The sequence below is a fragment of the uncultured Psychrobacter sp. genome, from assembly GCF_947488565.1.
GTDB classification, from domain to species: Bacteria; Pseudomonadota; Gammaproteobacteria; order Pseudomonadales; family Moraxellaceae; genus Psychrobacter; species Psychrobacter saeujeotis.
Genome location: NZ_CANKZC010000001.1, coordinates 522,686 through 535,215, shown reverse-complemented (window position 1 = coordinate 535,215; position 12,530 = coordinate 522,686). Strand labels below are relative to the sequence as shown.

The following is a 12,530-nucleotide window of genomic DNA, read 5'->3' as shown; positions in this document are numbered from 1 at the left end:
AAAAAGCTACTGATATTTTTAAGGCCTTATCTTAAGCTAGGTCACTATTTATTATGAGTAGCATGGCTTTTATAAAGCGCCCATGCATTATTACATAACGTTTTATTGAGTTTAGTATGAATTTAGAGCCGCCTAATACCGACCTGAAATCCCAGCCTATTGATGATTCCAACACAACAAGTACTCGCACGCGCGGTAGCGGTATTAGGAAGTCTGATGATAATACTTCTGCATCCGAGCATAAGTCTTCAAGTTCGCTGACAACAGTATTGATCGCAGTGGGGGCAAATCTTATTATCGCTATTGCGAAAACGGTGGCCGCATTTATGACTGGTTCTGCATCGATGATAGCGGAGTCAGCGCATTCTTGGGCAGATGCGGGCAATGGGACACTATTGATTGTCGCTGAAAAAAAAGCAGTGAAACCTGCTGATAGAAGTCATCCTTTAGGTTATGGTAAAGAGTCGTATGTTTGGTCAATGATTGCCGCTTTTGGTGTCTTTATGGCAGGCTCTATTGTGTCTATTTATACAGGTATCACTGAGTGGAATGCAGCGGAGAGTGAGACCAACTATACCATTGGTTTTATTATCTTGGCGATCGCTTTTGTACTTGAAGGGTTTTCGTTAGTACAGGCTTATCTACAAAGCAAAAAATATGGTGAAGCGATTGATGTCAGTGCGATTGGTTATGTCGTTGATACGTCGAACCCAACGCTACGCGGCGTGTTTTTTGAAGACTTGGCAGCTGTGATCGGTTTGGTTATCGCTGCTGCTGCGATGGGTATGCATGCCTATACTGGTCAGCCATTTTGGGATGCGCTTGGCTCTATCGTTGTTGGTTTGCTTTTGGGCGCAGTCGCCATATTTTTAATCAGTCGTAACCGTGACTTTTTAGTAGGCCATAAAGTCTCTGATGAAATGCATCGTTATGTGCTAGGCAAACTACTTGAACATCTAGATGTCGATAGCGTGTCGTATTTACATTTGGAATGGGTCGGTCCCAAAAAAATATTTATGGTGGCAGCAGTAGATATTGCAGGCAATCAACGCGAAGAACACCTCGCTCGCAAGTTTGAAACCATCGAAAATCAATTCCGAGCCAATCCATTGTTTCAAGAGGCTATTTTAACCTTATCAGTACCTGACGCTGAGGTTTTGAGTTTAGAGAATAGTGAGGCTGTTTGATATTTCTGATAACTTTCACAACGAGTGATAACGCTTCCTAATACCTCACAACAAATGACAAATTGGTGAATCTCTAACGCTTATTAGATAGATATAAAAAAGAGCCACTTATTTAAAGTGACTCTTTTGGCTTTAGCTTAATATTTATAGAACAAATATTATTTTTTTGGTGCGTTAGCGCCGATGAACCAAGCATCTTTATCAATAATACGGCTGACTTCAGTAAATAAATCCGCTGTATCTTCGTCACCAGCTTCTCCAGCAGTATCAATGGCTTTGCGCAGCTCTTCTGCAATCTTCTTATAACGATTGGTCAACTCACGAACATGCTGATCAACTTCAGTGATGTCAGTAGGGTAAGTCTCTAGTACAGAGTCTTCAACGACACGTTTTGAGATACCATTTGCTTTACCACCCAAAATAACAATACGTTCGGCTACAGTGTCATATGCTTCTGTTAAACGCTCGTAGGTGTCATCTAACAATTGATGCACACCGATAAAGCCAGTACCTTGTAGATTCCAATGGCACTGTTTGCTATCCATGCTCAGATCAATCAAATTGGCTAAATTAGAGTTTAGCAAATCTACCATTTTTTCCGCTGTATCATCAGTAATACCGCTTGCGTAACGTTCTCTCATATTTTACTCCATTATTTAAATTTATTTTGCTGAGTTTAAAATTTTAAGATGAATTGTTCTTTATTAATATTTTCTTAAACAGCTGTCTCACGTTAGCCTTTGTGTTTTATCTAAAAACAATTCTAAGATTGTGACGATTGATTTGTGACAATCTATTAATAAGATAATGACTAACGCTTCGCTTGGATGTTACCAGTCAATTCATAAACGATGATAGCAGTTTACATGAATGATTGAACCCTCAAGCGTTATGCTTTATTAAGTGGTCGTGTAATGACTTTGTTAATCGTGAAAAGCTTTGTAAATTTGGTCGTGGTTATTGGTCGTAATTAAAGGTACTGTGACTAGCATTATCAGCTAAGAATTTCTCTATCTATTATTAACGAATATGAGTCTGTCGAGAGTTGATACTTGAAGGCCCATTTTTAACAGTTTGCTCAGTCATAATGTTAGTACACCTGCTATCTATAACTAAGGATAAAACTTGCTATTATCCTTTAAAAAGAGCAGTTTAACCCCCATATTATTTTAAACTTAACGAGGAAGAAAGCCATTATGCGAATGCCTGAACCGCGCTCGTCGCGTCAGTTAAACCAATTGGCCACTCAGCTTCAAGGCGAAGCTGAAATCGTTGGTGTCAATGCGTCTGGGACGCAAATATCAAGTCGCGCCTTTGAGATGGTCACCGATTTTGAGCCGGCGGGTGATCAGCCGCAAGCGATTGAAAAACTGGTCAAGGGTATCGATAAGGGTATGGATGAGCAGTTGCTACTTGGGGTGACCGGTTCTGGTAAGACTTATACCATGGCTAAGGTCATCTCCGAATGCCAACGTCCAACCATTATCATGGCACACAACAAAACCTTGGCTGCTCAGCTATACGGTGAGTTTAAAGCGTTTTTCCCTAATAACGCGGTTGAGTACTTTGTCAGCTACTACGACTATTATCAGCCTGAAGCTTACGTTGCAGCGAGCGATACCTTTATCGAAAAAGACAGCGCCATTAATGATCATATTGATCAGATGCGTCTATCAGCGACACGTGCGCTACTTGAGCGCCGTGATGCGATTATTGTGGCTTCAGTATCTTGTATTTACGGTTTGGGCGATCCAGAAAGCTATCTAAAGATGCTGTTACATGTGGTGGTCGGAGACAAGATAGACCGTACTGCAACCATTAAACGTCTGGTCGAGATGCAATATACACGCAATGAATTGGACTTTGGGCGTGGTACTTATCGATTGCGCGGTGAGCTATTAGATATTTATCCTGCTGAATCTGAGCAGCTGGCTGTACGTGTGCATCTATTTGACAATGAAGTCGAAAAAATCACATGGTTTGATCCCTTGACAGGTAAAACCGTACGTAGCGTACCGCGTATCACTATTTATCCAAAATCTCATTACGTAACCCCGCGTAATAAATTAGAAGCAGCCAGTCATACCATTCGCGAGGAGCTTGAGCCGCGTCTTGAGTATTTTCGCGATAATAACAAGTTGATTGAAGCTCAGCGTCTCAAAGAGCGCACCCAGTATGATCTTGAGATGATTCAGCAGCTTGGCTACTGTAATGGTATCGAAAACTACTCGCAGCACCTCTCCGGTCGTCCATCAGGAGAGGCCCCGCCGACTTTGTTTGATTATATTCCAGAGGATGCGTTATTATTCCTTGACGAGTCACATGTGACGGTATCCCAGATTGGGGCAATGTATAAAGGCGATAGATCGCGTAAAGAAAACTTGGTCAATTATGGTTTTCGTCTGCCAAGCGCGATGAATAATCGTCCGATGAAGTTTGAAGAATGGGAACGTATTAAGCCCAAAACCATTTACGTGAGTGCGACGCCTGCATTATATGAGCTTGAGCACAGCGAGCAAGTGGTCGAGCAAGTAGTGCGTCCGACTGGTCTGATTGACCCAGAGATTGAGATTCGTCCTGTACTCACGCAAGTCGATGATGTGCTATCGGAGATTATCAAGCGCCGTGAAAAAGATGAACGCGTACTGATTACGACGTTGACCAAGCGTATGTCAGAAGATCTGACCAGCTACCTTAAAGAGTATGATGTCAAAGTTGCCTATCTGCATTCAGACATTGATACGGTTGAGCGGATGCAAATTATTCACGAGCTGCGTACTGGCGTACACGATGTGTTGGTCGGTATTAACTTATTACGTGAAGGTTTGGATATGCCAGAGGTGTCGTTGGTGGCGATATTTGACGCCGATAAAGAAGGCTTTTTGCGCTCAGAGCGCTCCCTTATTCAGACTATTGGCCGCGCTGCGCGTCACTTAAATGGTAAAGCCATTCTGTATGCCGATCGTATTACGCCAAGTATGCAAGCGGCGATAGATGAAACGGATCGTCGCCGTGACAAGCAAATTGCTTTTAACCTTGAGCACAACATCACACCAAAAGGCGCGCGCCGTAGTATCACGGACAAGATTGACACGGGCGAAAGCTTGGATGCCAATGACAATCAAGTGATTCCAATTAAGAGTCATCTGCCTGATGTTGATATCAGTATCTTGCGCAGTCCTGATCTGCTGGCTAAAGAAATCAATCGTCTTGAGAAGCTTATGAAGCAGTTTTCGCGTGATTTGAAGTTTGAGGATGCAGCGAAAACAAGAGATAAAGTGTTGGAGTTAAAAGCGCATTTAATCTAATCGGTTATTTAAACCGTAGTGAGTATCTGTCTTACTTAGCGGTTAAAGGATAAATTGCATCTTTGCAATTTATCCTTTTTTATTGGCTGTTAAATGCTTGAAAGTAGAAAGGTTTTTGTGAAACATAACTAATAACTAATGTTTGGGGTCTAGAAAACTTGTAATCATACCAAATGCCACTTAATATGATATCAATCACCAAATTTGATTTTATCTTCCACTGATATTTAGGCGTATCGTTCCTATGCATAATAATAAATTTTTGGAGTTAAACGCGAACGAAAATTCGCTCGGCATGTCAGATTCTGCCAAACAGGCCGTTATAGAGTCTTTAAGTGCAGGTTTTCGTTATCCAGACAATCCACGTAATGCACTCATTAGCAAAATTGCCACTATGCATAATGTGGCAGAAAACCAAGTCTCATTAGGTAATGGCTCGACTGAAAATATGCGAGCTACCATTCAAATGCTGCAACACAAGGCATTTAAAGAGGGCAAAGAGTTCCAAATGGTAATTCCTGTGCCAACGTTTGATTGTGCTGAGATGTACGCAGACTCTATTGGCGCCTTGGTAGTCAAAATACCTTTAACGGCCGAAAATTATGATTTAGACTTACAGAATCTGCAAAAAGCTGCTGATGAGTTTGACGGAATTAGTTTGCTTTATCTTTGTAATCCTAATAATCCGACAGGGACTATTACCTCAACGGCCAAGCTTAAAACTTGGATAAGTAACGCACCAGACAACCATTACTTTTTATTGGATCAAGCGTACTTAGAATACGTGACAGACCCAACCTTTGAAAGTGGGTTTGAGTGGGTAAAACAAGGATTGTCAGATAACCTTATTGTCATTCATACTTTTTCAAAGTTATATGCTTTAGCTGGTATGCGAGTGGGCTACGCGATTTCTAACCCGCAGGCTATCGCTGCTGTTGAAGCGTTTATGTCTATGGATAACACCAACTTGTCAGGTGCGGTCGCTGCTCTTACGACCTTAGATGATATAGATTTTTTGAAGCTAAGTTCACGCACAACCAAACAATCCCGTCAAATGGTTGAAGCAGCATTAGACGAGCTTGGACTTTGCTATTTACCTTCACAGACCAACTTTATTTTTCATGAAATCAAAGGAGATTTGCGCACATATATCAATAGGATGCGCGATAGTGGCATCAAAGTTGGTCGCGAGTTTCCTCCTGTGACAGGGTTCAACCGCTTAACACTTGGCACACCTGATGAGATGACAGTATTTATTAAAGTACTAAAGTCATTTCGTGAAAAGGGCTGGGTGTGATTAATGGTTTAAAAGATTAGTGCGTTTAACAGGACCAATCAATATTGAAAACGGTGAGTTACATAAGTTGCGTCTCACCTTTTTTATGGCGTTTTCAAAACCAAAAAATGCTCTTTTGACCATGTTAGTTACTCTAGAAGCTAGGTAAAATTGCTTCCAGTAGCACTTAATTTTTTTAAAATAAATCAATAGGAAGAAACCTTGTAATCAGAGGCAATGCCACTTAATATGACACCCATTCACCCCATCATTTACTTCCAAATCAGGTCTATTATCCATTGTGCATACTTATAGCTTACTAGAGTTAAACTCTAACGAAAACTCACTTGGTATGGCAGATTCTGCCAAACAAGCTATCTTAGAATCTTTTGATATCGGGTTTCGTTATCCAGACGATCAGCGCGCAGCTCTTATTAATAAAATTGCTGAGGTCAACGGCGTGACAGAAAGCCACGTTTCACTAGGCAACGGCTCTAGCGAAAATATCCGAGCCGTCGTGCAAATGCTACAAACCAAAGCTTTAAAAGCAGGCAAGCGATTTCAAGTCATCGTGCCTGACCCTACTTTTGCTTATGCAGAATTGTATGCACTCTCTATCGGTGAGTCTGTCGTAAAAGTACCACTCACGCCTAACAATTACGATTTAGATTTTGACAACCTGCAAAAAGCAGCCAATGAATTCGATGGCATCAGCTTGTTTTATCTTTGCAATCCTAATAATCCAACGGCAACCATCACCGTAACGGACAAGCTAAAAGCCTGGATAAAAGATGCCCCAGCGAATCACTATTTTTTACTAGATCAAGCTTATTCAGAGTACATTACTGACCCAAGTTTTGAGAGTGGGGTTGAGTGGGTAAAGCAAGAGCTATCAGCTAATCTGATCGTCGTTCGTACTTTCTCAAAACTATGTGCGCTGGCAGGTATGCGCATGGGCTATGCCATTGCCAATCCGCAAACGACCGCTGCTATCGAAGCTTTTATGTCCATAGATAACACCAATTTATCAGGTGCAGTGGCAGTCCTTGCGACCCTAGACGACGAAGAGTTTTTGGCGCGCAGCTTACGCATTACTAATCAATCACGTGAAATGGTTGAGACGACACTAGACGAATTGGGTCTGCGTCATTTGCCTTCACAAGCCAACTTTATTTTTCATGAAGTTAAAGGCGATGTAAAAGTCTACATGGACAGAATGCGAGAGCATGGCATTGTGGTCGGACGCGAGTTTCCACCAATTGAAGGTTTTAGCCGCCTAACACTTGGCACACCTGATGAGATGGCGGTGTTCATTAAGGTATTAAAGTCATTTCGTGAGAAAGGTTGGATTTAGTTGACGATGTAAAAGAGATTCATTAGCACTAGAATCAATACGTAAAAAGGTGAGTTGCATGGTTTGCAGCTCGCCTTTTTTATATGATTTTTATTTGATAATTATATTGTCTAAACTCATCTGACTTTTATAAGCTGACATTTGTGAACCTACTTTAATATCAAGGCTAACGACTGCCTTTCACTATTACTAACTGCAAACGCACAATTACATTTTTTGTCTTAAAAACAAAGTGGACATCTTATAATATGAAAGATAAGACAGGGTTTAGATCATAACTATATGTATGATTATAATCAATTTATTGACAATAGACACAAAGGAGTATTTGACAGATGGATATTAAAGACATCTTCAAAAAAGAAGTAGAAAAACAGCTGCTCGATGTGGAAGATTACATTTTTACGCCTGAACGTATTGACATGGCTATTGATAATGGTGAGCTCAATTGCGTGTTGAACAGTGACGGCTCTGTAAATATGTTTTATACCAAAGAAGGCATTACAGATGTGCGGGCTGCAGCGCGAAAGCATCCCTTTACTGCGTTTGAAACTGAGCTGCAACATGGTATTTATGATGATGTGATTGAAGATTTAGTCGATGGTGTAAACGACATTATCAGCAGCCATTCTAAATATTTCCGTCCGTCTAGGGTCTTGCCTATGGGTGCTTCTTTAGGTAATGATGGGGTAATTACAGATGCTGATAAGTACTAGACAATAAAAGCTAAACAGAATTGACGTTAGAAGTATCAGATGCCAGAGAGGTTAAACGCTATTAATTGCCCACACCCAATATGCTTATTTACAGAGCACATTGGGTTTTTTGCTTAAATGAATGGATCACTTATTGAGTGAAGCTTGCGTAGCAAGACTGCAATGATTTGGCAACCACACGCGTGACCAGTTGAGTGCGGTAGGCTGGGTCAATTGCCGCATTGCCCAGCTCAACCACTGTCACATGCTGGGGAGCTTGCTCACTGACGCAGCCGCAGACCTTGCTTTTCACCGCTTCTTCTTGAGTCTCAGTCATAGCTACGCTCGCAATACGCCAGGCATTTTGTTTTTCAATTTGAATACGGCATTGGTTATCAATAGCGGCTTTAAACACGTTCATACCGATTTCATTGGCGGTACCTATTGCCGTGTTTGCATTGGTATTGGTCCCTGTTGTTGTACATCCAGCCAATATCAGTGAGGCAAGAAGTGCAGTTGAGGCTAGGGTTTTTTTCATGATTTTTCCTTCAAGGTTTTAGGAGAGGGTAAATAAGACATATTAAACGACAGCTATAAATACTTGATACTGCCTAATTATATATTTTGGCGGATTAAAACCTAAAAAACCAGCTAAGATAAAGTATCTTAACTGGTTTTATTTCATCATTACAGTGAGTTGAATATTCAACAGTCTCTAATGGTTTTAAACATTTTTACCGTGTTGTTTTTTCTGAATATCTTTTGCCAGCTTGTAGCATTCGTTGATATGGTCAGTCGCAATCTTTTTGAAAATCATGTAGCCCATCGTAGCTGCTACCATCTGACCGCCAAGTGGAATGAACTTAGTGACTTGTTTCGCCGCAATACGACCACCGAAGCCTTGTACGGTCTTTTTGACGATACCGCGCGTTGCCATAAGTCCTGCAAAATCAACAGTACGATCTTTTAAAGCGCTCCAATGGATTGCCCGTGAATCTAAATCTACCGCTGACTCACGTCCTTCAATCAGACCAAAACGTTCGCTAATCTCAGGTAACAACTGAGTAAGCATACCAGCATCAACCGCAACATCAAAAAATGGCACAGGGACGACCGCGACACCAGCAGAGTATTTGGCACGCTTTTTGACCAATTTTTTACATTCTTTTTTGACTTGTTCTAAGTCTAAGTTTGGATCGATGGTATTTGGTAGTTTTTCAGCTGCTGGAGTGGTTTTCATAAAGCTTCCTTATAAAAAATGAAAAGTTTAACAGATAACAAATATCTCAGATGGTTACCATTTTATGGATTTATAGTCCGCTTACAATCATTGCTTTGTATCAAAATGCAGAAAAACACACTTACTATGCACAGTTTTTGTAAAAACGTAAATTCTGAAATATAAATTTGGGTTAGAATCACTAAAGGGCATGGGCAAGTTAAAGCGTATAAATTGCTATAATTATTTATTATGTACTCAATCGTTATAAATTCCCGTTGTGACCCTTTGTGAAAGCCAGTAGAATACGGCTATGCTAAATTTGACTCCTCGTTATACCAGCACTCGCATCGACGAGCTGCCCTCTGCCTTGCAACCCCTTGCTACTCAATCACTTACGCTTGCACGTTTGTATGCAGGGCGCGGTATTACTGCGCTTGATGAGCTTGAAACGGGTTTGTCTGGACTCCTGCCAGCTGAGAGGCTGCGCGGCGTTACCGAAGCGGTGCGTTTATTAGATATCGCCATTGATGAAGGTCAGCGTATTCTTATCGTTGGCGACTTTGATTGTGATGGCGCGACCAGTACTGCACTGATGATGCGTGCGCTCACCAAGATGGGCGCGGTCGTTGATTTCTTGGTACCAGATCGCTTTAAATATGGTTATGGTCTGACACCTGAGATTGTCGAGCTGGGTATTGAGACTTATAAGCCCGATATGATAGTTACTGTTGACAATGGTATCTCAAGTCATGAAGGGGTTGCCCGTGCGCAGGCTGAGGGCATTATCGTCATTATTACCGACCATCATCTTACGACCAAAGAGACACCGCCTGCTGAAGCCGTAGTGAATCCTAATCAACTCGATTGTGATTTTAGCAGCAAAGCATTGGTAGGGGTCGGCGTGGCGTTTTATGTACTTGGACGTTTGGCAAAACTACGCCGCGAAGCTGGCAAATCTACTGTCCAAGTCAGTCAATATTTAGATTTAGTGGCACTTGGTACGATCGCCGATGTTGGCGTGCTTGATAAGAATAACCGTATCTTGGTACATCATGGGCTAAATGCCATTCGTCAAGGGCGCTGCTGTATGGGTATCTTAGCCCTGCTTGAGCAAGCGGGTCGTAACCCTAAACAATTACATGCACAAGACTTCGGTTTTGTTTTGGGTCCGCGTATCAATGCCGCTGGGCGTATGGACAATATGCGTATCGGTATTGAATGTTTATTGACTGAGGATTGGGGCACTGCCCAGCGCCTAGCGCAAGAGCTTGAACAGCTAAATCGTACGCGCCGTCAGGTAGAAGGCGAGATGCGCGCGCAAGCTGATGGCATTGTTCAGGCATTGACGGCTGATACAGACAACGATAAAGATAACGAACAAATTATTCACTCTGGTAGCCCTATTAACAACAAATCTAGCTGCTCTAGCAAGCGTAGTATTATTTTATATCAAGACGATTGGCATCAAGGCGTCATCGGTATCGTTGCTGGACGTTTAAAAGAAAGTCATTATTTGCCCAGTATCGTTTTCGCACCAGCGGATATAGAGCGTACTGGAGATGATGATGCGATCAAAGGCTCAGCGCGTTCAATTGCTGGCGTACATATTCGTGATGCCATTGAGCAAGTAGCGGAGCGCTATCCTGATTTGATCAGTCATTTTGGTGGTCATGCGATGGCGGCAGGTTTGACTATCAAGCGTAGCAACTTTGATGGTTTTGTGACGGCGTTCAATGAAGTCATGGCAGAGGTGGACGATGCAGTATTCGCCGAGCAAAAATTCACCGACGGACCACTACAGGCAGGCGATTTTAGTTTATGGTTCGCAGAGCATTTAGCCCATGCCAGTATTTGGGGTCACGGGTTTGTACCACCGATATTTGATGGTGTATTTGAAGTGTTAAGCTTTAAAATATTAAAAGACAAGCATCTTAAATTGTCGTTGCGCTATCCTGATGTGCAATACCCAATTGAGGCGATTTATTTTAATTTTGATAGCAGTGCTTGGGATTATCGTGCTGAAAAAGTGCATTTGTTATTTCAGCTAGATATTAATGAATGGAATGGCAAACAAAGCTTGCAGCTTATGGTGAGAGATTTGGCACTTGTAAAAGAGACGGTAGCAGCAGGCTAAAGGATTAAATAGGATTGTTATTGCCTATCTTTAATACTTCCATTCGAGAGTTGGGAACTGCCAGTCATAGCGAATGGCAAGCATCCTCAAGGTAAAGATAGTTGTCATAGCAGAGATATCAGCAACCCAGTCAGCTACGCCTAGATTCTGCAACGCAAAGTAGAGAATACCGCCCGTCAATGCAGCAGTAATATAAATCTCTTGCTGAAGCACCAACGGAATTTCGTTGCAAATCATATCGCGAATGATACCGCCGACAATGATTGTAATGACGCCCAGTAATAACGCCACGGGAACATTGGTTCCCATACTATCGGCAACCTTGATACCGATTAAAGTAAACGCTGATAAACCAATCGTATCAGAGAGTTTTAAAAACTTATCGACCCGTTTTGAATTAGGATGAAAAAATATCTGCATCGCTAATGAAGAGATAGTGATAACCGTAAGGTAACTCATGTCCACCATCCAAAATAACGGATGACGATCCAAAATCACATCACGTACCGTACCGCCACCAATGGCCGTCACTATCGATACCAGTAAACAGCCAAAGACATCGAAGTTTTTATGCTTGGCCAGTATTGTGCCTGAAACACTACAAGCAATAATGCCAATCATATCAAACAGATATATCAAAGAGCGCGGGTCAAAAGTGGTGATGAGCGTAGGGTCCAATGCTATCGTTAACATGAGAAAATCTCACTAAAACTCATTTTAATCAACCAAACGAATAGAAGGCAGATGCCAATCAAAGCGCAATGCTAGCATTCGTACTGCAAAGATCACACCAAGCATGATAAATTCGTTAAGTCCTGCATTTACGCCCAAACGCTCAAGTAGTAAATAAACGACTGATCCGGCGATACTGGCAGAGATATAGATTTCACGCTGTAGTACCAGTGGTATCTCATTACAAATAATGTCACGTAGCATACCACCGATGATTGCGGTCCAAACTCCCATCATAATGGCAACGATCGGAGACACATCTTGGTGTAATGCAACTTTAAAACCAATGACGCTAAAGGCGGCTAAGCCAATGGCATCGAAAAGCTTGAGCGCGTTATCGATCTTATGATACAAATGAAAAAAGATTTGTAGAATCAAGGACGTCACGGTAATGACAATCACATAATTGAGGTCGGTCATCCAAAATAAAGGATGGCGATCTAATGCCATATCACGTATCGTACCGCCGCCAATCGCATTAACCATCGATACCAAGATACAACCAGCAATATCGAAGCCTTTATGCTGTGCCAGTAAGGTACCAGCGATGGCGCACGCGACCACGCCGATCATGTCCAAAACATACAGCAAAATATCGGGAAACAAAAACGCACCCAGCATT

11 protein-coding genes are annotated in these 12,530 nt (G+C 41.9%); 6 read left to right on the top strand and 5 right to left on the bottom strand.

Annotation, left to right across the window (positions count from 1 at the left end):
• The first annotated feature begins 116 nt into the window (after positions 1 to 116).
• Entirely contained in the window at positions 117 to 1,187 is a 1,071-nt protein-coding gene (locus Q0890_RS02045) for a cation diffusion facilitator family transporter (RefSeq protein WP_299216932.1), read from the top strand.
• A gap of 158 nt (positions 1,188 to 1,345) precedes the next feature.
• Here the strand turns inward: Q0890_RS02045 and dps are convergent, their stop codons facing one another.
• The gene (dps, locus tag Q0890_RS02040) at positions 1,346 to 1,828 is read right to left on the bottom strand and encodes a DNA starvation/stationary phase protection protein Dps (RefSeq protein WP_299216929.1); all 483 of its coding nucleotides are present in this window, start codon (positions 1,826 to 1,828) and stop codon (positions 1,346 to 1,348) included.
• A gap of 555 nt (positions 1,829 to 2,383) precedes the next feature.
• On the opposite strand from dps, the gene uvrB reads away from it, so the two are divergent.
• The 4 genes from uvrB (at position 2,384) to Q0890_RS02020 (ending at position 7,841) form a co-directional block, all read left to right on the top strand.
• Positions 2,384 to 4,495 (top strand): excinuclease ABC subunit UvrB, encoded by a 2,112-nt coding sequence (gene uvrB, locus Q0890_RS02035; RefSeq protein WP_299216926.1) that lies wholly within the window; start codon positions 2,384 to 2,386, stop codon positions 4,493 to 4,495.
• Between the two features lie 244 nt (positions 4,496 to 4,739).
• Complete coding sequence (locus tag Q0890_RS02030; protein WP_299216923.1) at positions 4,740 to 5,792, top strand: histidinol-phosphate transaminase; 1,053 nt, start codon at positions 4,740 to 4,742, stop codon at positions 5,790 to 5,792.
• Positions 5,793 to 6,072: 280 nt separating this feature from the next.
• Entirely contained in the window at positions 6,073 to 7,125 is a 1,053-nt protein-coding gene (locus Q0890_RS02025) for a histidinol-phosphate transaminase (protein ID WP_299216921.1), read from the top strand.
• A 335-nt stretch (positions 7,126 to 7,460) separates the two neighbouring features.
• Positions 7,461 to 7,841, top strand: coding sequence for a hypothetical protein (locus Q0890_RS02020; RefSeq protein WP_299216916.1), 381 nt, complete (start codon positions 7,461 to 7,463; stop codon positions 7,839 to 7,841).
• A 130-nt stretch (positions 7,842 to 7,971) separates the two neighbouring features.
• On the opposite strand, the gene Q0890_RS02015 is transcribed toward Q0890_RS02020, so the two are convergent.
• A complete protein-coding gene (locus Q0890_RS02015; protein ID WP_299216913.1) occupies positions 7,972 to 8,358 on the bottom strand; it encodes a hypothetical protein in 387 nt (128 codons plus the stop codon).
• Positions 8,359 to 8,544: 186 nt separating this feature from the next.
• On the bottom strand, positions 8,545 to 9,060 hold the full coding sequence (locus Q0890_RS02010) for a hypothetical protein (RefSeq protein WP_299216910.1): 516 nt from the start codon (positions 9,058 to 9,060) through the stop codon (positions 8,545 to 8,547).
• 292 nt (positions 9,061 to 9,352) lie between these two features.
• On the opposite strand from Q0890_RS02010, the gene recJ reads away from it, so the two are divergent.
• Entirely contained in the window at positions 9,353 to 11,176 is a 1,824-nt protein-coding gene (recJ, locus tag Q0890_RS02005; protein WP_299216906.1) for a single-stranded-DNA-specific exonuclease RecJ, read from the top strand.
• A gap of 30 nt (positions 11,177 to 11,206) precedes the next feature.
• On the opposite strand, the gene Q0890_RS02000 is transcribed toward recJ, so the two are convergent.
• Entirely contained in the window at positions 11,207 to 11,869 is a 663-nt protein-coding gene (locus tag Q0890_RS02000) for a trimeric intracellular cation channel family protein (protein WP_299216903.1), read from the bottom strand.
• Between the two features lie 24 nt (positions 11,870 to 11,893).
• Entirely contained in the window at positions 11,894 to 12,529 is a 636-nt protein-coding gene (locus tag Q0890_RS01995; RefSeq protein ID WP_299216900.1) for a trimeric intracellular cation channel family protein, read from the bottom strand.
• Position 12,530 lies beyond the last annotated feature (1 nt).

What these genes read in the sequence shown, in the direction of transcription:
- Q0890_RS02000 (WP_299216903.1), bottom strand. Translation starts at nt 11,869, where the DNA reads ATGTTAACGATAGCATTGGACCCTACGCTCATCACCACTTTTGACCCG.
- Q0890_RS01995 (WP_299216900.1), bottom strand. Translation starts at nt 12,529, where the DNA reads ATGCTGGGTGCGTTTTTGTTTCCCGATATTTTGCTGTATGTTTTGGAC.
- recJ (WP_299216906.1), top strand. Translation starts at nt 9,353, where the DNA reads ATGCTAAATTTGACTCCTCGTTATACCAGCACTCGCATCGACGAGCTG.
- Q0890_RS02020 (WP_299216916.1), top strand. Translation starts at nt 7,461, where the DNA reads ATGGATATTAAAGACATCTTCAAAAAAGAAGTAGAAAAACAGCTGCTC.
- dps (WP_299216929.1), bottom strand. Translation starts at nt 1,828, where the DNA reads ATGAGAGAACGTTACGCAAGCGGTATTACTGATGATACAGCGGAAAAA.
- Q0890_RS02045 (WP_299216932.1), top strand. Translation starts at nt 117, where the DNA reads ATGAATTTAGAGCCGCCTAATACCGACCTGAAATCCCAGCCTATTGAT.
- Q0890_RS02015 (WP_299216913.1), bottom strand. Translation starts at nt 8,358, where the DNA reads ATGAAAAAAACCCTAGCCTCAACTGCACTTCTTGCCTCACTGATATTG.
- uvrB (WP_299216926.1), top strand. Translation starts at nt 2,384, where the DNA reads ATGCGAATGCCTGAACCGCGCTCGTCGCGTCAGTTAAACCAATTGGCC.
- Q0890_RS02010 (WP_299216910.1), bottom strand. Translation starts at nt 9,060, where the DNA reads ATGAAAACCACTCCAGCAGCTGAAAAACTACCAAATACCATCGATCCA.
- Q0890_RS02030 (WP_299216923.1), top strand. Translation starts at nt 4,740, where the DNA reads ATGCATAATAATAAATTTTTGGAGTTAAACGCGAACGAAAATTCGCTC.